Here is a 24,887-nt window from a genome sequence, read left to right as displayed (position 1 = left end):
CATGAAAAAATTTACAAAAACTCATGAATGGGTAGATGAAAACGGGTATGTTGGAATTACTTCTCATGCACAAGAAGAGCTTGGAGATATTGTTTATGTTGATTTGCCAGAAGTAGGTAAAGAAGTTAAAAAAGGTGATGTTTTGTTATCAATAGAAAGTGTTAAAGCAGCAAGTGATGTTTATGCACCAATTAGCGGAAAAATTGTAGAAGTAAATAGTGAGCTTGATGCAAGGCCAGAACTTGTTAATGAAGATGCTGAAGGTGAAGGATGGTTGGTAAAAATTGAAATTTCAAATCCTTCGGAGCTTGATGAATTGATGACCGAGGAAGAATATAAGGAATTTCTTAACAGTGAAGGTGATAATTAATGTTAGGGATTACCGCTTATGCAGTTTTGGTTTTTATAATGAATATAGTGATTGGATTGGTATTATTGCTTGGTGTGATTCAGCAAGCTAAATCCTCATTTGGTATTTCAAGTGTGGTTTCATGGGTATTTTTCGCTGTTTCTCTTGCGTTTTTTGCATCTGGTGGATTTGTAAATTTTTATTCGAAACTTGGATTGTCTATATCGCCAGTTGCGTATTTAGTAATAGCTATTTACTCAATGCTAGCTGCTAGTGATATTTCAAAGTTGAATATTCGTAATGCAATGAGAAAAGCTATACTATTTTCAATAATAATGATTGTCTTCTTGATAATTGATTTGATTTGGGTTAAAGATGCTGCATTTGTTGCTTTATTTTCTATCGGTTGGGCATATGTTATAACTTTGATTTTTGGTATTAAAAATAGAAATATAGAATAAGAAAAGTTTAGCTCATAAAAAATGTGGGGGAAGTCCCCACATTTTTTGTATGGAGGGATCAAATGTTAGACAAAAGTGTTTTATATAACGTCAGTGAAAAACCTGGAGTATATATCTTTAAGAATGGAAGTGAATATATTTATATTGGAAAAGCAAAAAATTTAAAAAGAAGGCTTAATTCACATTTTTCACTTAAAGAAGAAAAGAGTAGGCTAATTGTTGAGGAATCAAATAGTCTAGAAGTTATTATTGTAAAAAATGAAAAAGAGGCATTATTATTAGAGGCTACCTTAATATTTAAACATAAACCAAAGTATAACATAATGCTAAAAGAAGGTGAAAGATATCCGTATATTAGGATATCAGATGATGAATATCCGTATGTTGAAGTTACAAGAAGTAGGAAAAGTTCAGGAATATTTTTTGGCCCTTTTACTAATATAACTTTTACAAGATTATTGTTAGAGATTTTACAAAAAATTTTTGGGGTCAGAACTTGCAAAAAAGATTTATCTAAAATTAAGAAACCTTGTATTGAATATCATTTAAAAACATGTCTGGCACCATGCAAATTTGAAAATAAAAATATTTATATGTCGGCAATAAATAATTTAAAAAAGGTTTTATCAGGAGATTTTGAATTTGTAAAAGACTATATTGAACAAAAGATGAATTATCATTCTAAAATGCTTGATTTTGAAAATGCAGCTAAATATAGAGATTTGTTATTATCATTTGAAAAACTGTTAAACACACAAGGTGTGATTTTAAATGATAAAAGATGTGTGGACTATATTGCATATTCAAAAAAAGTTTTTTTAGTTTTAAAGGTTCGTGGTGGAGTTTTATTATCAAAGCTTTTTTATGAAGCGAATTTGTCATTTGAAGAATTTTTATATCAATTTTACTATGGAATGAAAAGTGATTTACCGACAAAAATAGTTACATTCGAAAGTAGTAATTTAAATAAAATAGAGTTTGATATACCTATAAATGTTTCTTTAGATGATAGTGATAGATATTTACTTGAAATAGCATATGAAAATTTAAAAGAACATTTCAAAGCAAAAAGACTGAGAAGAGATACTTTAAAAAAGATTAAAGAAATATTAGGTTTGAAAAAGATTCCATATAGAATTGAAGGAACAGATATTTCTCACAGAAATGGAAAATTTACAGTAGCATCTTTGGTAGTATTTGAAAATGGAGTACCAAAGCCGGAAGAATATAGAAGGTATAAACTTGGTGATATTTTAGATGATTTTGAAAGTATCAGGATGTTTATTAGGAAAAGATATACAAAACATGAAGCGCCTGATCTTATTTTTGTTGACGGAGGAAGAGGACAGGTCAATGCTGCAATTGAAGCGTTTAATGAATTGGGACTAGATGTTGATGTGGTTGGTATTGCTAAAAAGGAAGAAATAATTGTTACAAAAAATAAAGAATTTAAATTGAAAGAAAATGATGAAGTTTTACGCACTTTAATATCAATACGTGATGAAACACATAGAGTAGCAAATAGTTTTAGTGGTAGCTTAAAGTTAAAAAATTATACATTAAGCAAACTAGACGATATTCCAGGAATTGGACCAAAAAGAAAAAAAATATTGCTTAAAAAGTATAAAAGTATAGAAAATATAAAAAATGCACCTCTTGAAGAACTTTCGAAGATAGTGGGTAATAAGATAGCATTACGTTTAAAGGAATATTTGTAAGTATTTACTAAAAATTACAAGATTTAAAATAAAATTAAGTTTAATTCAGACTTGAAACATTTTTTACTACTGTTATAATAATATTGATGTAAACTTAAAAAATTTAGGAGGTGTTAAACTTGACGGCGTATATTATTCGGAGGCTTTTGCTACTTCCACTGATTTTGTTTGGTGTAACTTTGATAATATTTAGTTTTACAGAAATATTAGGTCCTGAAAAAATGATTTCAGCATATGTAAATCCAAATGTATTTGACAAGCTTTCAAATGAAGACATTGATAGATTAATTGAAAAGTATGGTTTAAATGATCCAATGTGGACTAGATATTTTAAATGGCTTGGTGGAGTTTTAAAAGGTGAATTGGGATGGTCTGTTACAGCCAAGCAACCAGTTGCTGATGCTATTAAAGAAAGAATTCCTTATACGATCGAGCTTGCACTTTATGCATTTATACCGGTTATTGCAGTTGGTATTTGGTTAGGTGTTACGGCTGCGGTTAATAGAGATAAGTTTATAGATCATTTTATAAGGATTTTTGCAATTGTTGGTTGGTCTCTTCCTGATTTTGTTTTTGGGTTAATAGTTTTGATGATTTTCTATTCAGTTCTTGGATGGTTTCCACCAGGAACTTTGAGTGATTGGGCAGATTCAATAGTAAAATCAGATAGTTTTCATAAAATAACGCATTTATTGACAATTGATGCTTTATTGAATGGAAGACTTGATGTTTTCTGGGATGCATTGAGACACTTAATTGGACCTATTCTAACAATTTCTTGGCTTTGGTGGGCGTATTTGTTAAGAATTACAAGATCAAGTATGCTTGAAGTTCTTGGTAAAGAATATGTTAGAACGGCTAGAGCTAAAGGGGTTCCTGAAAAGGAAGTTATACACAAACATGCCAAAAAGAATGCAATGATTCCTGTTGTAACGGTTGCTGGTGCAATGGTTATTGGCTTACTTGCAGGAACTGTTATAGTTGAAGTTATTTTTAATAGAGTTGGAATGGGTAGATTTACAGCACAAGCAGCTACTCAGCTTGATTATGCAGCAATTTTAGGTAGCACTTTGTTTTATTCAACACTGCTTGTTATTGGAAATTTGATAATCGATATACTATACGCAATATTAGACCCAAGAATCAGACTAGGTTAGGGAGGTGGATGTTGATGAATACAGAGTTTAAAAGAACAATGAAAAAATTGTTTAGAAATCCTTCTGCAGTTTTAGGATTTTCATTGTTAATATTTTTTGCGTTGATTGCTGCATTTGCTCCATTACTTGCACCGCCTGTTAATCCAATGTTTCCAGATGAAAATGGAAATCCTATGAAACTTGAAGATCCGTACATAATGCCAATACTTTCTTGGAGTTCAGATCCAGTACCACCAAGCAAAGATCATCCCTTTGGTATGATTGCCGGTAGAGACATTTATTACGGGGTAATTTGGGGTACAAGAACTGCTTTTAAAATTGGTTTAACAGTTGTCACGTTATCAACAATAATTGGTTTAATAATAGGATCAATTGCTGGTTATTTTGGTGGTTGGATAGATGAAATTCTAATGAGAATTACGGATATTTTCTTATCAATACCATTTTTGTTAGCTGCAATGGTATTAACAACAATATTAGGAAGTGGTTTAGATAAAGTTATGATTGCAATGACAGTTTTTGGTTGGATGGCAGTTGCAAGATTAATTAGAGCTAATATATTGCAAGTTAAAGAAGAACAATTTGTTTTGGCTGCAAAGGCTCTTGGAATAAAAAACTTTATTATAATTGTAAGACATGTGCTTCCGAATACAATTTTTCCAGTTTTAGTTCAAGCTACAATGAGATTAGGATCTTTGGTTATTACAGCAGCTGCACTTTCATTCTTAGGGCTTGGTGCTCCAATTGGTTATGCTGATTGGGGTTCAATGCTTAACTATACAAGAAACTATATATTAGGTGCTAGTGGTCAAGCACTAGCTTATTGGTATACCGTTTTTTATCCAGGAATGGCAATGGTTTTGTTTGTATTAGCATGGAATTTAGTAGGTGATGCTTTAAGAGATGTCTTTGATCCGAAATTGAAATAAAAGGAGTGATTGAGTTGGAAAAAAAACCATTATTAGAAGTAAAGAATTTAAAGACCTATTTTCATACAGAAGATGGAGTTGTTAAAGCAGTTGACGGAGTGGATTTTGAAGTTTATCCTGGCGAGACACTTGGAATTGTTGGTGAATCTGGTAGTGGAAAAAGTGTTACCTCATTATCAATTTTAAGATTGTTGGATCCAAATGGTGAAATTTTAGAAGGAAGTCAAATAATTTTTGAAGGAAAGAATCTTTTAGATCTTTCAGAGGATGAGATGAGAAAAATTAGAGGTAATGATATTGCAATGATTTTTCAGGAACCAATGGTAGCTTTAAACCCAGTTTTTACAATTGGTGAGCAGATTATGGAAGCAATATTGTTGCACCAAGATGTTGATAAAAAGGAAGCTAGAAGAATGGCAATTGACATGCTAAGAAAAGTTGGAATACCTGAACCAGAAAAACGTGTTGATGAGTATCCACATGAATTATCTGGTGGTATGAGGCAAAGAGCGATGATTGCAATGGCACTTTCTTGTAAGCCAAAATTATTAATTGCGGATGAGCCAACAACTGCTCTTGATGTTACTATTCAAGCGCAAATACTTGATTTAATGAAGGAATTACAAAGAGAGTATGGAATGGCTATAATTTTAATTACGCATGATGTTGGTGTTATTGCAGAAAATGCTGATAGAGTTGTTGTAATGTATGGTGGAATGGTTATGGAAACTGCTGATGTAAAAGAATTATTTAAAGAAATGAGACATCCATATACTTGGGGACTTTTAAATTCAATTCCAAGATTAGATATAGAACAGGACAAACTCTATAATATACCAGGAATTGTTCCTGATCCATTACATTTTCCACCAGGATGTAGGTTTAATACCAGATGTGAGTTTGCAGATGAAAGATGTAAAAAGGAAATTCCACCTTTATATGAAGTTGGAAAAAATCATTATTCAAGATGTTTTTATTATAAAAAAGTTGAAGAGGCTCAGAAACTCAAAAAGGCTGGTGAAAGTGCATGAGTGAAAAAAAAGTATTAGTTAAAGTTGATAATCTTGTAAAGTATTTTCCAATTCGTGCAGGAGTATTTAAAAGAATAGTAGCATGGGTTAGAGCAGTAGATGACATCAGCTTTGAAATTTATGAAGGTGAGACTGTTGGGCTTGTTGGTGAATCAGGTTGTGGAAAAACTACTGCTGGAATGACGCTTTTAAGACTTTATGAGCCTACATCTGGAAGAATTATTGTAGACGGAAAGGATACAACATATTATTTTATGCCACGTTATAGAGCAAAGAAATATTTAAAGAAAATGTATATAGAGAAATTTAAAAAGGAAGATCCATCAAAATTTACAGGAATTGATAAAGAATATTATGAGTTATATGAGGAACTAGGCGAAAGTGGTTTTTATAGCAAACTTTTAGATAATATAACTGAAAAGAGAAGAGATTTTAGAAGAACGATGCAAATAGTTTTTCAGGATCCATATAGTTCTCTTAATCCAAGAATTAGAGTTAAGACAATTGTTTCTGAAGGGCCTGTATTGCATGGGCTGATAAAAAAATCTGAAGTAGTAGATAAGGTAAAAGAAGTTTTAGAAGAAGTTGGTATTCATGGAGAACATATGTATAGATTTCCTCACCAATTTTCTGGAGGACAACGTCAAAGAATAGGAATAGCAAGGGCATTATTGATGAATCCAAAGTTAATAGTTGCCGATGAAGCAGTAGCAGCACTTGATGTTTCTATAAGATCTCAAGTTATTAACTTAATGCTTGAACTTCAAAAGAAACATAATTTAACATATTTGTTTATCTCACATGACTTATCAGTCATTAAATATATTTCTGATAGGGTAGTCGTTATGTATTTAGGAAAAATTGTTGAAAATGCTTCCAAGAAAGAACTATTTGATAATCCATTACATCCCTATACAAAAGCATTAATGAGTGCTATACCGGTTCCAAATCCTGAATATAAAAAGAAAAGGATAATTTTGACAGGAGATGTTCCAAGTCCAGTAAATCCACCTAGTGGATGTAGATTCCATCCAAGATGTCCTGTAGCAAAGGAAATTTGTGCAAAAGAGGAACCACAATTGAAAGAGGTATCACCGGGTCACTTTGTAGCTTGTCACTTCCCAGGATCATTAAAATAATAAAAAATTCTTTAAAATAGCATCTCACCAGTAAGGTGAGATGCTATTTTTTTAGGAAAAAAATAATTAATAAAGAAAAATTTGTTAGAAAAAGAATAGGAGGTGTATAAAGTGAGAATAAACCATAATTTAAGCGCTTTAAATGCTTGGAGGCAAATTTCATTAACTAATTCAAATATGTCAAAAACGTTGGAAAAATTATCTTCTGGATTAAGGATTAACAGAGCAGCTGATGATGCAGCTGGACTTGCAATAAGTGAAAAGATGAGAGGTCAAATTAAAGGACTTGATATGGCAAGAAAGAATGCACAAGATGCTATATCATTAATCCAGACAGCAGAAGGTGCATTGAATGAAGTTCATTCAATACTTCAGAGAATGAGGGAACTTGCAGTTCAAGCAGCAAGTGATACAAATACTGATGTTGATAGAGAAAATATTCAAGCTGAAATAGAACAATTGCGTCAAGAAATTGATAGAATTGCTCGTTCAACCGAATTTAATACTAAAAAGCTTTTGAATGGAAATTTAGAAAGTTTTAGAGCAAATGCGGAAGCAAATATTGTAAATGGCGGAATAATAGATTTAACAATTAACACTTTAAATCAAAATGCTAAAGAAGGTACTTATTTGGTTGAAGTTGGACAATTTAGAGGTTCACCTACAAGTGCATTGGATGTAAGAATAACTTTAGTAACAACTTCATCTGTTTATAGCACAATTGTTACTTCTTTTGCTCAAGGATATGTTCTAGTAGGTGGTGTTACTCTAAGATGGGATTCAACTGTCTTATCAATTTCGAATTATAATGGATTACCAAGTGGTGAAGTTATTGATGCTGCGGTTGCAAGAATTGAAGGGAAATACACTGGTTCTGATTATTTGGTTTTCCAGATTGGTGCAAATGAGGGTGCGAATATGATTGGCGGAATTGATGCTGTTGATTCAAAAAATTTGGGACTTAACACTAGTTTAATTGATGTTACTTCGCAAGATGGAGCAGAAAGGGTAATAAGTTTAATAGATGCTGCAATTGATAAAGTAAGTGGAATTCGCTCAAAATTAGGAGCAATGCAAAACAGATTGGAACATACAATTGCTAATCTAGGTGTTTCATCAGAAAATCTAACATCGTCTGAAAGTAGAATAAGAGATGCTGATATGGCTAAGCAAATGATGTTCTTTACAAAACAGCAGATATTAATTCAATCAGGTATGGCTATGCTTGCTCAGGCAAATACACTTCCACAAAATATTTTACAGTTACTGAGAGGTTAAAAAGGATAATATTTTATAATTTTACGAATTTATTATTAAATAAGATAAAAAATCACCCTTTTTTATAAGGGTGATTTTTTTATATAATCTTCCTAAAAAGAAGGAGGGATATAATGAAAATTTATGAAATTGTTCCTGTTGCTTTAGGGAAAAAAATGCCTGATGTATTAATAAAGAATGTTAATCTTGTAAATGTTTTTACTGGAAAAATTGAAAAAACTAATATTGCTCTTTATAAAAAAAGAATTGCAGGAATTGGAGATGATTATAAAGTTGGAAAGGAAGTTATTGATGCAAAAGGTCTATTTGCAATTCCAGGACTTATAGATGCTCATGTTCATATTGAAAGTTCTATGCTTTCACCTACTGAGTTTGCCAAACTAATCCTTCCTTTTGGTACAACAACTATTATTGCTGATCCACATGAAATTGCAAATGTTTTAGGAGTAGAAGGTATTGAATACATGATTAAGTCAACTGAAGGTATACCGTTGAATGTCTATTTTGCAATTCCATCTGCAGTGCCAGCAACAAATCTTGAAACATCAGGAGCAACACTTGGTGCTGAAGATATGGTAAGCTTAGTTGAAAAATATCCGTTTAGAATTATCGCTTTAGGAGAAGTTATGAATTATCCTGGTGTTTTAGATTGTGATAGAGATTTAATTACAAAAATTGAGATATTAAGACATAAATATAAAAAGATTGATGGTCATGCACCAGGATTGACGGGAAAAGAATTAAATGCATATATTGATGCTTTTGTTCGATCTGACCATGAATGTGAAACAAAGGAAGAAGCATTAGAAAAACTTTCAAAAGGAATGCAAATATTTATTAGAGAAGGGACGGCAGCCAGAAACCTGAATGCATTACTTCCAGCAGTAAATGAAATGAACCACTTTTTCTTCTCTTTTTGTACTGATGATAGAGACCCAAATGACATAATTGAGAGAGGTCATATAAATGGAATTATTAAAAGTGCAATTGATAGTGGAATTGATCCAATAATTGCAATTAGGATGGCAACAATTAATACTGCTAAATATTTTAATTTGAGAAGTATGGGTGCAATTTCACCTGGTTATAAAGCTGATATTGTTTTTATTGATAATTTGAAAGATTTTAATATTAAGTTTGTTATTAAAGATTCAAAGATTGTAGTTGAAGATAAAAGGATTAATATGAATGTTGAAAGCATAATTCGTAATATTCCAAACACATTAGGCAAAATAAATATTGTAAAAAACTACTCTTTAAGTATTAAAAATAGGAATAGAAAAATACGTGTGATATCTGTAAAATCTGGGACTCTCTTAACAGATGAGCTAATAGTTGAACCAAATGTTGAAAAAGGTTACGTGGTTTCAGATATTGATAGAGATATTATAAAAATAGCAGTTTTTGATAGGCATAAAGCAAGTGGTTATTCAATTGGTTTTGTTCATGGACTTTCAATTAAAAATGGAGCAGTTGCAACTACAATTGGTCATGATTCTCATAATTTAACTGTTGTTGGGACAAATGATGAGGATATGAATTATGCAATAAGTAGAATAAAAGAGTTGAATGGAGGAATTGTTGTTGTAAAAAATAAAAAGCTTATAGCTTCTTTGTCGCTTCCGATAGCTGGATTAATGTCAGACAAAAACTATGGCTTTGTAGTTGAAGAATTAAGAAAATTAAAAAATTCTTTAGTAGAAATTGGTGTAAATAGTGATATTCTAATGCAAATACACTTTTTACAACTTGCTGTAATACCAAAATTAAAGATTACAGATAAAGGATTAATTGATGTTGAAAAACAGAAAATAGTTGATTTATTTGTGGAGGTGTAATTTATGAATGTAATTGGAAAGAAAGTAAAGAGAATTGATGGATTAGAAAAAGCCTATGGAACCTCAAAATACGTAGCAGATTATTATTTTGAAAATATGTTATATGCAGGAGTAGTTTATGCTAATGTTCCACATGGAATATTGAAAAATATAGATATTTCGGAAGCAAAGAAAGTTCCCGGAGTAGTATATATAGCAACATACAAAGATGTTCCAGGAGTTAATAAATTTGGCCATGTTATAGATGATATGAATTTTCTTGTTCCTGTAGGGGAAAAAATTAGGTTTGAAGGAGATGTTTTAGCACTGATTGCTGCTGAATCTATGAATGCAATTGAAGAAGCTAGAAAATTAATAAAAGTAGAAATTGAGGAGTTGCCACCTGTTTTGTCGATTGATGAAGCAATACAGGATAAAATAATTGTTAATGGGAAATCAAATATTGGTTTTCATAGAAAAATTAGAAGAGGAAATGTTGATGATGCTTTTTCAAAAGCTGATCTTATTATAGAAGAAAATTTTGAAACGGGGTATCAAGAACATGCATATTTAGAAACACAAGGAGTTGTTGCAAATTATACTCCAAGAGGGGTAATGGAAATTTATGTTAGTGCGCAATGTCCATTTTATGTTCAAAAAGACGTAGCAAAAATATTAGGAATAGAATTAAATAGATTAAATGTAATACAGACTGAAACTGGTGGAGGATTTGGCGGAAAAGAAGATGTTCCATCATACATAGCATCAAAGGCTGCTCTTTTATCATATATTACAAAAAGACCTGTAAAATTAATCTATACAAGAGAAATGGATATTAAAGAAACAAGTAAAAGACATCCTAGTAAATCATATTATAAAGTTGCATTTGCAAAAGATGGAAAAATTTTGGGAATTAAGACAAAAGTTTATTTAGATATGGGAGCTTATTCAACTCTTTCACCGATAGTTATGTATAGAACAATGGTACATGCAAGTGGAGCTTATTCGGTAAAAAACGTAAGTGTTGATGTATATGGAGTATATACAAATAAAGTTCCTTGTGGAGCTTTTAGAGGCTTTGGTTCACCTCAAGTTTTAGTAGCAATTGAATCGATAATGGATCGCGCGGCAAAAAAGTTAAATATTGATCCGTATGAAATAAGAATGAGAAATGCACTTGATAGAAATAAGGAGACATCAACCGGACATGTACTAACTCAATCAGTTGGGGCAAAAAAAACTTTAGAAAAAGTTTATAAGGCATCAAATTATGAATTTTTAAAGAAAGAAGTTTTAGAGTATAATAAAAATTCTACGTTTAAAAAACTAGGATTAGGTTGGTCTCATATTTTTTATGGTGTAAGTTTAGGAGCTGGCGGTCAACATCTTGATGGCGCTACTGCAACGATTAATGTTCAATCAGATGGTACTATTAATGTAATGATAGGTAATACCGAAATGGGGCAAGGTGCAAAAACTACAATGGCGATAATAGTATCGGAAATATTGGGACAAGATATTTCAAAAATTAGAGTTTTACAACCTGAGACATTGTTTATTCAAGATAGTGGGCCGACTGTAGCTTCAAGGACTACATTCTTTAGTGGTAATGCTTTAAAGATAGCAACTGAGAAATTAAAAGAGAACATAGTTGGATTTTTAGCTTCTTATTTTGGTGTTGGCAAAAATGAAATTATTTTTTTAGACGGGAAAGTGTTTATTAGAGAAAAAGTATTTTCTTTTGAAGAAATTGCAAAGTTATGTAATGATAATAACGTTAAGTTGTCTGAGGTTGGATGGTATAAATCTCCAAAATTACATTTTGATCACGAAAACGGAATTGGTGAGGCGTATATAACATATAGTTTTGCAACGCAACTTTCTCTTGTGGAAGTTGATTTTTTAACTGGAAAAATAGCATTGAAAAAGGCATGGGTTTGTCATGATATTGGAAAAGTTATAAACTTTGAAGGTGCCGTTGGTCAGGTCCATGGCGGGGTAATTCAAGGCATGGGGTACGCTATTATGGAAGAAATCAAGCAAAATAATGGAAAAATCCTTACTACTAATTTTAATAATTATTTGATTCCAACTATTAAAGACATTCCTGAAGAAATTCATGTTTATTTTGTGGAAGAAGAATTTTCAGAGGGACCATTCGGCGCTAAAGGATTGGGTGAACCATCGTTAATGAGTTCACCACCTTCAGTTTTAAACGCAGTTTCTAATGCTATAGGGGTTTTTTTAAATAAGATACCTGTTTCTTTAGAAGAAATAGTAAAAAATACTAAGGAGGGAAAATTATGAAAAGCAAAGTCCCTGTTATTGGACCAACTTTTGAAGAAATGCTTAATCCAGAAAAGATTGATCCAAAAATTAGGAAAAGAGCTATTGAAATGAAGAAAAAAGACCCACTTCATCCAATTAACTTGTTTAATATTACTTGGAAAGATGAAAATAATGAAATTTATTATTTTGAAGTTCCAAAAGAGATTACAGGAGTTGATGCTAATATAATTGTTTTATATGCAAAAGAATTTCCGTCAGGAAGTCATAAAGTGGGTGCAACATACTCAGTGTTGGCAGAAAAAACCGTTTATGGAGAAGTGGATCCATTGAAACATACATTAATTTGGCCATCAACCGGGAATTATGGAATTGGAGGAGCATGGGTTTCATCTAGAATGAATTATAGATCTATTGTTTTACTTCCAGAACTTATGAGTAAAGAAAGATTTGAAATTATTAAAAAATATGGTGCTGAGGTTATTGCAACGCCTGGTTGTGAATCAAATGTTAAAGAAATATATGACAAATCAAAAGAACTATATAATAAAGATCCTGAACACGTAAGAATATTAAACCAATTTGAAGAGTTTGGCAATTATAGATTCCATTACTATGTTACAGGAAATACAATGATTGAATTAGTAAAAAATAAAAAAATTGGAAATTCTAGAATTTCGGCAGTTGTTTTAGGTGTAGGTTCTGCTGGAACGATAGCATCTGGTGATAGAGTAAAACAAGAATTTTCAGAAGCTAAAGTAGTCGCTGTTGAGCCATTACAATGTCCAACGATTTCTCTTAATGGATATGGTGGACATGATATTCAAGGTATTGGAGATAAGCATGTTACATGGATTCATAATGTTATGAATAATGATGCAGTTGTTTTGGTTGATGATATGGAATCAAAGAAAATGCTACAGGTTTTAAGCGATCCAGTGGGAATTGAATTTTTGAAAGAATTTGCTCCAAAGGATATGGTTGATTTTATATCAGATAAATTTGGGATATCAGGAGTTGCTAACTTAATTGGAGCAATAAAAATAGCAAAGTATTATAACTTTACATCTGATGATAATATTTTTATAGTTGCAACTGATTCAATTGAGAGGTATTATTCGGTTATGAAAGATTTAGAGGAAAAGTTTGGAAAACTTGATAGAGCAGAAGCTAAAGCACGAACTGAAAGAATTTTATTATATAAAGAGCCTTCTTGGGTTTTTGAAGGTGATAAATATTCTAGAGAAAGATGGCATAATTTAAAATATTATACCTGGGTTGAGCAGCAAGGAAAAACTGTAGAAGAGTTAAATGCACAGAAGGATCAGAGTTATTGGATTAAGCAACAAGAAAAAGTTTATGAAGTCAATGAAAAAATACTTGAATATAGAAACAAACATTATGATGAACTTATGAAAATATATTTTGAAGATTGAAGGTGATAATGTGAGAAAATTATTTAAAAATATATCTTATATTTACACATTTGATGAAAAAATTGGAGATATTGAGAATGGTTATATTTTAGTGGAAGATAATGTAATTAGAGAGGTTGGAAGAAATTGGGAGAATATTGAAGCAGATAAAGTATATGATTTAGATGGATATATGGTTATTCCTGGTTTTGTAAATACACATCATCATATGTTTCAATCACTTACTAGAGGACTTGCTGCAGACAAAAAACTTTTTGATTGGCTTGTTTTTCACTACGAAATATGGAAATTCATAGATGAAGAGGCAATTTATATAAGTAGTTTAATAGCACTCTATGAAATGATTAAAACTGGTGTTACAGCAACAACTGATCATCTTTATCTTTACCCTTATGGAAATAACAAGCTTTTTGATGCAGAAATCGAAGCTGCAAAATTGATAGGTGTAAGGTTTCATCCTACAAGAGGAAGTATGTCGCTTAGTAGAAAAAACGGAGGTCTTCCTCCAGATAGTGTTGTTCAAACTGACGATGAAATATTGCAAGAAAGTGTTAGAGTTATAGAAAAATATCATGATCCAAGCAAATATTCTATGCTTAGAGTTGCGCTTGCGCCTTGTTCGCCGTTTTCGGTGACACCATACTTGATGAAAGAGACTGTAAAAATTGCTGATAAATATGATGTTTTACTTCATACACACCTTGCTGAAACAAGAGATGAAGAAGAATATTGTCTTGAAAAATTTGGGAAAAGGCCCGTAGATTATATGGAGGAACTTGGTTGGCTTAACAATAAAGTGTGGTTTGCTCACATGGTTTGGTTGAGTAAAGAAGATATGGAAAAACTTTCAAAAAATGATGTTGGAATGGCACATTGTCCTTCTTCAAATATGAGGTTAGGCTCTGGAATTGCTCCAGTAACTGAGTTAAAGAATAAAATCAGAATAGGAATTGCTGTGGATGGTAGTGCAAGTAATGATACAAATAACATGATAATGGAAGCAAGAAATGCACTATTACTCCAGAGAGCAAAATATGGAGCCAATGCTTTAACTGTTAGGGAAGTTTTAAGAATGGCAACAATAGGTGGAGCAAGTGTTTTAAAAATGGATGATTATATTGGAAAAATAGCACCAGAAATGGCCGCAGATTTTATAGGTTTTAAGTTAGATAAGGTTGAATTTGCTGGAGGTTTACATAATCCAATAAATTCTATATTGCTTTGTGACCCAAAACAGGTTGATTTATCTGTAATTAATGGAGAAATGAAAATATTTAATGGTGAATTTACGAGCTTTGAGATTTCTGACTTTTTAGAAAAACATAATATGATCTCAAAAAAATTGTTGAAAAAGGCAGGAATTTTATTAGAAATTTAATTGTAATATAAATGTATACTTTTGTTATTAAATTAGAAACGAGCAGCAAGGCTTGTGAATAAAAGTTTAAAAGCTGCTCGTTTTTTTTTTATTTTAATTTTGAAAAAGAATATTTAAATGTTATAGTAGATAATGAGTTATTTTAGCGGAGCGGAGCGAGAAAAGTGAGAAAATATGAAGATAAGCATATTCCAGTAATGCCTAAAGAAGTTATTGAACATCTTATTTGGAAAAAAGATGGAATATATGTTGACTGTACAGTTGGTGAAGGTGGTCATACTTCCCTTATGGCCTCAGTTTCGCCTAATATTTTTGTTATTGGTTTAGATATTGATTCTGAAGTGTTGACCATTGCAGAAAAAAATCTTTCCAGCTTTAGTAATGTTAAACTCTTCAAGTCTTCCTATGTTGACCTTCCTGTTGTTTTAAAAGCCCTTAATATTGAAAAGGTTTCTGGAATCTTGATTGACCTAGGTATATCAACTTATCAGCTGAAAGCTGAAGGTAGAGGTTTTACGTTTAATAGGGATGAGCCTCTTGATATGCGTATGAATTTAGAACAGAAAAAAACAGCATATGATGTTGTAAATTTTTATTCTGAAAAAGAACTTGCAGATATTATTTTTAAGTATGGTGAAGAAAGATTTTCTAGAAGAATTGCAAGAAGTATTGTAAATAGTAGACCAATTAATTCTACTTTAGAATTAGTTGAAGCAATAAGAAAAGCTTTACCACCTCAGGAAATAAGGAAAAGAAAAAGACATTTTGCCACAAAAACTTTTCAAGCGATTCGAATTGAAGTAAACGGTGAACTAAGTAACATTGAAAATTTTTTAAATAACGTTCCTGATTTGTTAGAAATTGGGGGTAGACTTGCAGTTATTTCATTTCATTCACTTGAGGATAGACTTGTAAAACATTTTATTAAAAATTCAAACAAATTAAGGCAAATAGTTGGTCCAATAATACCTAGTAAAGAAGAAATTGATGAGAATCCAAGAGCAAGAAGTGCAAAATTAAGAATAGCGGAGCGAATTTAGGGGGAGGGATTTTTATGGCAATTAGTGTTCAAGCGAAGCGGAGCAGAGTAGAAAAGTTATCAAAGTTATCCGTATTAGAACTTTTAAAAAAGTTTTTTCTAGTAGCTATCCCAGCATTGCTTATTTTTACGATAGTTTATGTTGTTGTTCATTTTTCCACCCTTAATGTGGAAATCCAAACACAAAAAGAAGCATATCAGAGAGAATTAGTTGAGTTAAACACTAAATTAATTAACCTCAATAAATCGATTGAATCACTTACAATTGGACTTGAAAACATAAGATAATTATATGAAAAATCCGCGAGTAATATTCTTGTATTTTATATTTGTTATTTTAATTTTTGTTGAGATAGTTAAACTTTTTGAGATTAATAAGATTGAAGAAAACACTATAGTTTATGAAAAAATACCTTCATTGAGAGGTAAAATTTATGATTGTAATAACCAACTTCTTGCAACTAGTCTTCCGTTCTATGTTGCATATTTTGATGTTGATTTTTTTAAAAGACTGTATAATCCTTCTTATGATTTAGATATAAAGCTTCTTGAAAGTCGATTTAATGTTAAAATAGACTTTAATAAAAGATTTGTTAAATTAGGAGAATCTTTTGATATAAATGTATTGAAACAAAAAATACCTGTTGAATTAAGAAAGTTTGTTAATATTAGTATAAATGAAAAAAGACTGCGATTGGAAAATTTTGGGTTAGAACAGATAATAGGAATAGTCAGAGACGGCAACGGTGTAAATGGTGTAGAAAAGTCTTTTAATGAGAAATTATCAAAGAAGCAAGATGGTGAGATTAATTTAAAAGTTTCAGGTGGTGTTACAAAAGAAGCATCAATAATTCAATATATTCCACCAATTAATGGTGAAACTCTTGTTTTATCAATAGACACGAATATACAAAAAATATTGTATGAGTTAGCATTTGATTCAAAAATTAATTATCATGCAGAGAATGTAGGAATAATTTTAATGGAAACAAAGACTGGTAAAATAAGAGCTTTAGTAACGACAAATAATTGGCCTGATTATTTTATGGGATACATTGAACCAGGTTCAGCAATGAAACCAATGTTTTATTCAGCTGCACTAGATCTTGGTGTTATTACTGAGGATTCAACATTTGTTTGCAAAGGTTATATTTATCCAGATAGTGAGTTAGATATAAAGATTAATGATATCCACCCTCATGGTTTGATAGATTTGAAAGAAGCAATTTTAGAGTCATGTAATGTTGTCGCAGTTTCAACTTCTAAAAAAATAATCGAAGAATACAATTATGAAACTTTATATAATATTTTTAAAACTTTTGGTTTTGGTGAACAAACTGGTATTGAGCTACCGAATGAAATTGAGGGAGTTTTAAATTCTCCAGATAAATGGTCAAAAATTGAATGGGCATATTTACCAATAGGATATTCAATTGGAGTAACTCCATTACAATTAATAACAGCATTTAATAGTATTTTTAATGATGGTATATTAATAAAACCAACATTAATTGAAAATGGTATTCCTAAAAAATACAGAGTAATGTCTACTAATACAGCTAATAAGATGAAAAATTTTTTGAAAGAAGTTGTAGAAAATGGTACAGGAATTTTTGCAAAAATTCCTGGAATGGATATTTATGGTAAGACCGGTACAAGCGAAATTCCAGGTAAAGAAGGGAGTTATATTATGACATTTGAGGGTAATTTTTCTTTAAATAACATAGATTATACTGCTTTAGTTTGGGTTACAAATCCTGAGGGATATTCACTTTCAAGTTATGTGGCAGCTCCAATATTTAAACAAGTAGTTTTAAAATTAAAGAAATATTATTCAAAAGATAATAGAATGATTTATGTAACACCTGGTTTGGTTCCTAATATTGTAGGATGGAATATTAGGCAAGTATTTGCTTTAGAAAAATATTTTAAAATAAAAATTGTTGGAAAAGGGTTGTATGTAAAAAAACAGTTTCCAGAGCCAGGAAGTTTTAATGAAGAAATAGTTGTTTATTTAGGTGAGTGAATATTCAAAAAAATGCAATATAAGGAAACTTATATTGCATGGTAAAGAAGGAGTGAGAAATTGGTAGTAAAATCTAGATTTGTTATCGTTCCAATGCCAGTTATGCAATTTGTAATGAAAGCAAGGCCAGCAAATGCTGGTAGAGCGTATTTATATCTTTATTCTATGTCGATTGCAGTTGGTAAAAAGGTGACTCCATGGATTTCATATAGAGATTTAGCAGATTATTTCGGTGTTAAATATGGAACTATTGAGCTTTCGATGAGGCTTTTGCAAAGATTAAATGCAATTGTACCAATTGCCAGAAAAAATAAGAAAGGATATGGTCAAAAATATATTGTAAATGTTCCTGAATATGTTAATGGTGAATTTATTTTTGTTGATTTAGAGGAATCATCAATATTTGATGATTTAGTACTGGATGAAAATTCAAAAACATTTGTATCTGTTATAAAAAGGTTTAAATCAAGAAAGGAAAAAGCTATGAAGGATCAATTAAAACTGTTTGATGATTGAATAATTTTGTCAACAAGAAAAACTGCCAAGCAATCGCTTGGCTTTTTTGTTTTTATAAAGTAGTTTGTGTAGATATATTTATATGTAAGATTAAATATAAAAAATATTATCACATATATTTGTTCAACAATATTTTATATCATCCAAAAAATATAGTATAATATATAAAAATAAAAGCAGGAGGCTAAAAAATGGCAATACTGTTATACTTATTTCTCTTTTTTGCAGGAATTTCAGCAGGTTTTATAAATGTTCTTGCTGGTGGTGGATCAATGCTTACACTACCTGTATTAACACTGCTTGGACTTGATATTTCTGTAGCAAATGGTACTAACAGGGTAGGTATTTTACTTCAAAACATAATTGCAACAAAAAATTTTAAAAAACATAGACTTTTTACGTTAAAAGAGGGATTTTCAATTGCTTTGCCTGCAACTATTGGTGCAATCTTTGGTACTTTTACTGTCTTAAATTTAAACAAAGAACTTCTTGAAAAGATTATTGGTACTATTTTTTTGTTTATGAGCTTTTTTATATTGTATAAACCAAAACTATGGGAAGAGGGAAAAAAAGTGAAAAGAAATTATCTAATCACTTTTATAGTATTTTTTGCAATAGGATTTTATGGCGGCTTTATTCAAGCTGGTGTAGGATTTTTTCTAATTCTAGGATTAGTATTGGTTGAAGGAAATAATATTATTAAAACTAATGCTTTAAAAGTATTTGTTGTTTTAAATTATACTGTATTTTCATTTCTTATTTTTTTATTAAATGGGAAAGTTGATATATTAAAAGGTCTTGTTCTTGCAGCAGGAACAATGATAGGTGCTAATTTAGGCACAAAAACAGCACTAAAAACAGGTGCCAAATTTGTTAGAATATTTGTGTTTTTGATGATTGTAATCTCAGCAATAAAATATATATTATAACTTTTTATTCAATGTGTTTTTGAAAAAATGTAAGCTTTTTCTTGCAATTACTCTTCTAAAAAAGTAGGATGATTTATGACCAGAAGGTATTGTAACTTTTCTAGCATTTTGTAATTTATTGTATAGATTATTTGATGCATTTTTAGGCATTATCTTGTCAAACATCCCTTTAAAAAATAAAACTGGCTGGTCTACAAATTTAGCGTATGATATTGGATCGTAGTGAAAGCATCCAGGCTTTAAAGAAAAAATTTCATTTATATTTTTTAATTCATTTAATTTGTTGAAACTTTCTTCTCTTAATTTTACACATTTGGTTTCATCTTTACATCCCCATTCATTGCTATACTTTTTGTATCCTTCTCTTACTGGTTCTAAATATGGCGAGTACCAATTTATCCATCGCCAATCAGCACCTGTAAAACTTAAGACACCAGCTTTTATTCTTTTATCTAAAGCCATACTTATAGTAGCTATCATTCCACCAAAGCTAAAGCCCATTATACCAATAGGTAATTTATTTTCTATCTCTTCAATTAAATCAATTGTTCTTCTAACATCCTTAACTGCTTGGTGGAATCTTACAACACAATGAGCTGGTGAATGATGATAAAACGGTTCGCCGCCTTCCCAATCAGTTTTGGCCCTCTTTTGATGGTATGGATGAATTAAAAAGTATGTTTCAAGTCCCATTTTTGAAAACTTTTCAGCAAACCACATTAAATATGGTATATGACCATTTCCAATGCCATGTAAAAATATTAATCTTCCCAATGGATTTTCTGAATTATATTTGTACACATAGATTTTTTTTGATTCAGGAATGTCTGGCTCATATACTGTATCAAATTTTAGTAGAGAATAGTTTTCATATTTTTCAATTTCAAGATTAAATGGAATTGTTTTATCGTATTCGTATATCATTTAATTCCCCCTTTAAAGCTATTTCTAGTAAAATAATATACCTAAATGTAAAATTTAGCAATTATGAATCTTGAAAAATTTAAGATTTGTGTTATATATAAATGGTAAAATAAATTAGTGGAAAATTAGAAAATTATGAAATTGTGGAGGAATAATTATGCATTATATTACAGCAATAATGTCTGCTTTTTCATCATCAGTAACTTCTATTTTTGGTAAGTTATCATTAAATGTAGGAGCATCTGCGCTTCAGATATTGTTTTTAAGATTCTTTTTTTCACTCATTATTTCAGGACTGTTTTTTGTTTTATTAAAAAAGAAAATTAACATTAAATATTTACTGTTTTTTGGGATTTTTGGAATCGTTAATTATGGAATTGCAGCTTATCTTTTCTTTTATGGGTTAAGATTTCTGAATCCGGCATATGCCACAGTTTTGTTTTTCTCAAATCCAATATTTGTATTAATATTTCAGAAACTAATATATAAAGGTAATTTCAGTGTATTTAATTTATTCGCTGTAGTTTTATCTTTTACTGGGATAATATTATCAAATTTAGCAGAAAAAAGTATAGGTGGATCCGAAAATTTAGTATTTGGAAGCTTATTAGTTATCCTTGCAGCAATTTTTAACGCATTGTTTATTACATTAGTTGGGGATAAAATAAAAAAACTACAATTAAGTCCATTTGAAAGCAGTTTTTATACATTTTTGGGAGTAACAATTTTGTATTTTATAATCTTATTTGCAAATAAAGAATTGTATTCTTTAAAACCAGATTATTACATTTACGGCTTACTACTTGCAGTATTTTCTACATTGATTCCTTTAACTCTAAATTATTTTTCATTAAGAAAAATTAATTCTACAACTTTATCTTTAATAATGCCACTTGAAATTGTTTTTGCAAGTATTTTATCATTTATATTTTTTGATGAAATGTTCAATATTTTAAAGGTTTTAGGTTTTTCATTTGTTGTTGTAGCTCCAATTTTAGAAAGAGTTAAGATAAAAAAGTGAGAATATATAGATTATTAACAAAGTAAAACCTCGCCATTTTTGGCGAGGTTTTTTAGTTAAAGAGGGGATAAACTATTATCTTTGTCTACAAGGTCTGTTTTCGTATCCACCTTGCCTTTGATTGCCTCTTTTTGACCTACCATTTTGAGTTGGTCTACCTACGTTATTTCTTTCACTCACATTACCTCTTTGGTTATTGCCTCTTTTTGCATATGTTGGAAATCCATTCTCTCTAACTACAAATTCATTTCCATCAATTACTGCCTTTTCTAAAACAACAAATGTTTCATCTTGAAGTGTAACTAACTTTCCAGAAACTTCGATAGTTTTACCAGTTTCTAAATAATCTTTGAAAAGCCAAATAGGTCCAGAATGAACTTTGTATTCCTCACCATCAGCATCAATTAGAATTTCAGAGCCTTGACCAGGTACTAAGTTAATTTTTTTAATAACACCAGAGAAAGTTATGTCTGAAATCTTAGCATCTTTTGGTAGATTTTGAAAGAGTGGGATAGAAGAATTCTGTGGTACGTTGTTTGGTTGATTAGAATTACTCCAAGGCCCATATGCAAAGATACTTGCTGATAAAACAAGTAATGATAATAAGATAACACTAAACTTTTTAAACATAATAACACCTCCAAATGATTTGATTGACGTTATTAATGATACTATTAAATACTTAATAAGTACTTAAAGTTAGCTTAGAAGTTGCTTAGAGATTTAAAATGAGATAGGTAGATATATATAAATAGAGTAATAAATAGGGGAATACGCAAATAAAGCCAATTATTTGATGAATATATACATATATATTTGTTCAACGATTTTTAATATCATCCAGAAAACAAAACATTAAAACAGCAAAAACTAATTTATTGACTTATAATAAATTAATTTGCTATAATTTAATTAACTAATAATATCAAGGGGGCGGGTTATGAAAAGGGGAGAAATTGTTGGAGCTACAACCTTATTAGGGTTAGGAATTGGATTTTTTACTAAATCATCTTCTCATTTTGTTGGTTCATTATTAATTGGAATTGGTGTCGGACTTTTAATCGACTATATTACTTTTGTTGTTTCTGAAAGGAAAAAGAAATCTTCCTCCTAATTAGGAGGAATTTTTTTAATTTAATGCATTTGATATAATTAACGTACGGGGATAAGGGGGATTAAAAGAATGAAAAAGATCATTTTTATATTATTTGTTATTATTACAACAACCTTTTTTTCAATTCAGTTCGAGATTAAATTACCTATCTTTGATAAAAATAATGGGGTTTATCAAATTTATACATTTGAACATCAAAATAAACTTGAAGTTACTGTAGTTTTCTGGGATGAAGATCATCCTAATCCATTTATTGATTTTATCTATGATATATATCGTTTTTTTAAATGGGGAAGATTTTATGATATTGAAACATTCTTTATTTTAGATGATAAAGTAATTTTTGAAGATGATTATTGCAATTCTCAATCATATTTTCAGACAGAAAAATTGCATAATTACAAAGAATTATCAACTAATACCTTTGAAAAAGATGGAGAAAAATTGGTAATATACGTTTCTACCTGGAATCATATGTTTTCAAATAAACCTCTTCCTAATACAAGCTATATAACTTATTATCCCACTGTTCTTGTTGGAACTAGAAGTGATGTTGAACAATTTTTTAGTTGGCATAAAAATAAAAAACTTATTACTACGTTTTCTTTTTCTTTAATAGTTGTTATTTTTGCTATTTTAACAATTTTTATTAAGAAAATGCCAAAAAGTAAGGTCATTTTTAAAGTGCTAACAACGTTTACAATATTTCTTATTGCACTATTGAACTCCTCAGGTTCTGAATTCTTAATTGTCACTGGGCTGCTTTTTGGAATGATAGGAGACTTTCTTTTAGAATTTGAAGATAAATTCTTACACGGAATGTTTTCATTTCTAATTGGTCATATCTTTTATTCACTATCCTTTTTAATAAAATTTGGTGTTCCAAGTATTTTAGTATTTTTTATAATACTTCCTATTTTGTTAATTCTCAATTTTGTTATTTTATTTAAAAAAGCTGAAAACTTTAAACTCCCAATTTTAGTCTATACAGTTGCCATTGGCATAATGTTTTCCTTTACATTTGCCCCTGCATTTAAAGACATATATTATTTAAGATGTATGTTGCCACTAGCAGGTGGATTATTTGTTTTCTCCGATTTTTTAATTGCTATTGAAAAGTTTGTAAGAAAAATAAAATATTCTGAGATAATTATATTAGGTACGTATTTTTTAGCTCAGCTTATAATAGCTCTATCTACTATCTTTTAAAATGAATAAATTGGAAGAATTCTTGTGTGTGATACTATGGTTGCATTGCAAAATGCAACAGTTGATGGTTCAATAATTTTTGAAAAAAATAGTTATAGAGAATCAAATGAACCTCATATAGGCGTTTATGTATAAAAAGAAAAAACATATGGAAAAACTTAGAGATAAACTAGAAAATGAAATCCCAAATACTGAAAGGAATGAAAAATTACTAATAAAAGTTTGGGATATAGCAGATATTTTAGTTAATAAATTTTTACTTTAAGGGAGGAATAACATGCAAATAGGAAATTATGTTTGCAAAGAAATAAATGGACTTTTTCTTTGTAGATCAAGCCTTTTATGTCAGTTTAATAAATTATTTCATATAGTTACAACACGAAAAGTAAATAAAAATCAATTTAATATTGATGAGCTTGACATGTCTTTTAATAATGAAAATTTTAAAGATCATTATATTTTACTTTCAGACAATTTAGGACTAGATTTAAACAAATTTATCTTCACAAATCAAGTTCATGAAAACAAAGTTGAATATGTAACTAGTAAAAACTTAAAAGGTGAATTTTATGAAAATGTAATTAGTAAAACAGATGGGCTCATTACTGATGAAAAGGGAATATTTTTAGTTACCAAATATGCAGATTGTATGCCAATAATTGCATATGATCCTATTAAAAATGTTGTAGGTGTTGCCCATTCAGGATGGCGTGGGACATTGATTGATATGCCGAAATATCTTATTATTAAGATGATGAATGAATTCGGCAGCAATCCAGAAAATATTTTTGTAAGTATAGGACCATCTATTGGACCAGAAAGCTTTGAAGTAGGCAAAGATGTAGCAGAAAGTTTTGCAAAAAAGTTTGGTGATATGTTTATCATGGAAAGTAACGATAAATATTTTGTCAATTTATGGAAAATAGCAGAAAATCAAATATATGAAATGGGAGTTAGAAATATAGAAATATCACTAATTGATACTTATAGAAATACAGATTATTTTTATTCCTATAGGAAAGAGAAGACAAAAAAAAGATTTGCTGTGATTGTTGGATTGATACCTTAATATTGAGAAATTACTTATTACACTAAATAAAAAAAGAGTAATTTGTTTATTTTTAATAATA

24 protein-coding genes are annotated in these 24,887 nt (G+C 30.0%); 22 read left to right on the top strand and 2 right to left on the bottom strand.

The window, feature by feature from the left end:
• The first annotated feature begins 1 nt into the window (after position 1).
• The 17 genes from gcvH to OB7_RS06720 all read left to right on the top strand — a co-directional run bounded on the left by gcvH (position 2) and on the right by OB7_RS06720 (position 19,489).
• Entirely contained in the window at positions 2 to 370 is a 369-nt protein-coding gene (gene gcvH, locus OB7_RS06800; RefSeq protein WP_004103356.1) for a glycine cleavage system protein GcvH, read from the top strand.
• Complete coding sequence (locus OB7_RS06795; RefSeq protein ID WP_114702844.1) at positions 370 to 810, top strand: hypothetical protein; 441 nt, start codon at positions 370 to 372, stop codon at positions 808 to 810. Before gcvH ends, OB7_RS06795 begins: the two co-directional genes overlap by 1 nt.
• A 62-nt stretch (positions 811 to 872) precedes the next feature.
• Complete coding sequence (gene uvrC, locus OB7_RS06790; RefSeq protein ID WP_012579308.1) at positions 873 to 2,528, top strand: excinuclease ABC subunit UvrC; 1,656 nt, start codon at positions 873 to 875, stop codon at positions 2,526 to 2,528.
• A gap of 119 nt (positions 2,529 to 2,647) precedes the next feature.
• Entirely contained in the window at positions 2,648 to 3,685 is a 1,038-nt protein-coding gene (locus OB7_RS06785; RefSeq protein ID WP_012579307.1) for an ABC transporter permease, read from the top strand.
• A 14-nt stretch (positions 3,686 to 3,699) separates the two neighbouring features.
• Complete coding sequence (locus tag OB7_RS06780; protein WP_012579306.1) at positions 3,700 to 4,614, top strand: ABC transporter permease; 915 nt, start codon at positions 3,700 to 3,702, stop codon at positions 4,612 to 4,614.
• 14 nt (positions 4,615 to 4,628) lie between these two features.
• A complete protein-coding gene (locus OB7_RS06775) occupies positions 4,629 to 5,645 on the top strand; it encodes an ABC transporter ATP-binding protein (protein WP_004103349.1) in 1,017 nt (338 codons plus the stop codon).
• Positions 5,642 to 6,784 carry an ABC transporter ATP-binding protein gene (locus tag OB7_RS06770; RefSeq protein WP_012579304.1) on the top strand — a complete coding sequence of 381 codons (1,143 nt, stop codon included), beginning with the start codon at positions 5,642 to 5,644 and terminating at the stop codon, positions 6,782 to 6,784. The genes OB7_RS06775 and OB7_RS06770 overlap by 4 nt, the downstream gene beginning before the upstream one ends.
• Before the next feature lie 111 nt (positions 6,785 to 6,895).
• Positions 6,896 to 8,062: a flagellin N-terminal helical domain-containing protein gene (locus tag OB7_RS06765; RefSeq protein ID WP_114702843.1), complete on the top strand. Its 1,167-nt coding sequence runs from the start codon at positions 6,896 to 6,898 to the stop codon at positions 8,060 to 8,062.
• A 113-nt stretch (positions 8,063 to 8,175) separates the two neighbouring features.
• Complete coding sequence (gene ade / locus OB7_RS06760; protein ID WP_004103343.1) at positions 8,176 to 9,900, top strand: adenine deaminase; 1,725 nt, start codon at positions 8,176 to 8,178, stop codon at positions 9,898 to 9,900.
• 3 nt (positions 9,901 to 9,903) lie between these two features.
• Positions 9,904 to 12,186: a xanthine dehydrogenase family protein molybdopterin-binding subunit gene (locus tag OB7_RS06755; RefSeq protein WP_114702842.1), complete on the top strand. Its 2,283-nt coding sequence runs from the start codon at positions 9,904 to 9,906 to the stop codon at positions 12,184 to 12,186.
• Positions 12,183 to 13,601 (top strand): PLP-dependent cysteine synthase family protein, encoded by a 1,419-nt coding sequence (locus OB7_RS06750; RefSeq protein WP_114702841.1) that lies wholly within the window; start codon positions 12,183 to 12,185, stop codon positions 13,599 to 13,601. Before OB7_RS06755 ends, OB7_RS06750 begins: the two co-directional genes overlap by 4 nt.
• Before the next feature lie 10 nt (positions 13,602 to 13,611).
• Positions 13,612 to 14,979: an 8-oxoguanine deaminase gene (locus OB7_RS06745; RefSeq protein ID WP_114702840.1), complete on the top strand. Its 1,368-nt coding sequence runs from the start codon at positions 13,612 to 13,614 to the stop codon at positions 14,977 to 14,979.
• A 164-nt stretch (positions 14,980 to 15,143) separates the two neighbouring features.
• Positions 15,144 to 16,019: a 16S rRNA (cytosine(1402)-N(4))-methyltransferase RsmH gene (gene rsmH / locus OB7_RS06740; RefSeq protein ID WP_004103334.1), complete on the top strand. Its 876-nt coding sequence runs from the start codon at positions 15,144 to 15,146 to the stop codon at positions 16,017 to 16,019.
• A gap of 14 nt (positions 16,020 to 16,033) precedes the next feature.
• Positions 16,034 to 16,306 carry a hypothetical protein gene (locus OB7_RS06735; protein WP_114702839.1) on the top strand — a complete coding sequence of 91 codons (273 nt, stop codon included), beginning with the start codon at positions 16,034 to 16,036 and terminating at the stop codon, positions 16,304 to 16,306.
• A gap of 4 nt (positions 16,307 to 16,310) precedes the next feature.
• Entirely contained in the window at positions 16,311 to 18,044 is a 1,734-nt protein-coding gene (locus OB7_RS06730; RefSeq protein ID WP_249031047.1) for a penicillin-binding transpeptidase domain-containing protein, read from the top strand.
• A gap of 60 nt (positions 18,045 to 18,104) precedes the next feature.
• Positions 18,105 to 18,560 carry a hypothetical protein gene (locus OB7_RS06725; protein ID WP_004103107.1) on the top strand — a complete coding sequence of 152 codons (456 nt, stop codon included), beginning with the start codon at positions 18,105 to 18,107 and terminating at the stop codon, positions 18,558 to 18,560.
• Positions 18,561 to 18,751: 191 nt separating this feature from the next.
• On the top strand, positions 18,752 to 19,489 hold the full coding sequence (locus tag OB7_RS06720) for a sulfite exporter TauE/SafE family protein (protein ID WP_012579297.1): 738 nt from the start codon (positions 18,752 to 18,754) through the stop codon (positions 19,487 to 19,489).
• Here the strand turns inward: OB7_RS06720 and OB7_RS06715 are convergent.
• Positions 19,484 to 20,413 (bottom strand): alpha/beta hydrolase, encoded by a 930-nt coding sequence (locus tag OB7_RS06715; RefSeq protein ID WP_114702837.1) that lies wholly within the window; start codon positions 20,411 to 20,413, stop codon positions 19,484 to 19,486. The genes OB7_RS06720 and OB7_RS06715 overlap by 6 nt on opposite strands.
• Before the next feature lie 157 nt (positions 20,414 to 20,570).
• Here OB7_RS06715 and OB7_RS06710 point away from each other — a divergent pair, with 157 nt between their 5' ends.
• Entirely contained in the window at positions 20,571 to 21,434 is an 864-nt protein-coding gene (locus OB7_RS06710; protein WP_114702836.1) for an EamA family transporter, read from the top strand.
• A 75-nt stretch (positions 21,435 to 21,509) separates the two neighbouring features.
• Here OB7_RS06710 and OB7_RS06705 read toward each other — a convergent pair whose 3' ends face one another.
• Positions 21,510 to 22,064, bottom strand: coding sequence for a hypothetical protein (locus OB7_RS06705; RefSeq protein ID WP_004103111.1), 555 nt, complete (start codon positions 22,062 to 22,064; stop codon positions 21,510 to 21,512).
• 310 nt (positions 22,065 to 22,374) lie between these two features.
• Between OB7_RS06705 and OB7_RS06700 the strand changes: the two genes are divergently transcribed.
• The 4 genes from OB7_RS06700 to pgeF all read left to right on the top strand — a co-directional run bounded on the left by OB7_RS06700 (position 22,375) and on the right by pgeF (position 24,826).
• On the top strand, positions 22,375 to 22,548 hold the full coding sequence (locus OB7_RS06700; protein ID WP_004103113.1) for a hypothetical protein: 174 nt from the start codon (positions 22,375 to 22,377) through the stop codon (positions 22,546 to 22,548).
• A 69-nt stretch (positions 22,549 to 22,617) separates the two neighbouring features.
• Entirely contained in the window at positions 22,618 to 23,757 is a 1,140-nt protein-coding gene (locus OB7_RS06695) for a lysoplasmalogenase (protein ID WP_114702835.1), read from the top strand.
• Positions 23,758 to 23,884: 127 nt separating this feature from the next.
• Positions 23,885 to 24,022, top strand: coding sequence for a hypothetical protein (locus OB7_RS09840; protein ID WP_004103133.1), 138 nt, complete (start codon positions 23,885 to 23,887; stop codon positions 24,020 to 24,022).
• Positions 24,023 to 24,034: 12 nt separating this feature from the next.
• Positions 24,035 to 24,826 (top strand): peptidoglycan editing factor PgeF, encoded by a 792-nt coding sequence (gene pgeF, locus OB7_RS06690; protein ID WP_114702834.1) that lies wholly within the window; start codon positions 24,035 to 24,037, stop codon positions 24,824 to 24,826.
• Positions 24,827 to 24,887: the final 61 nt, after the last annotated feature.

Source organism: Thermosipho africanus Ob7 (assembly GCF_003351105.1).
GTDB classification, from domain to species: Bacteria; Thermotogota; Thermotogae; order Thermotogales; family Fervidobacteriaceae; genus Thermosipho; species Thermosipho africanus.
The sequence above is the reverse complement of the archived record's forward strand: the minus strand, read 5'-3'. Positions and strand labels throughout refer to the sequence as shown.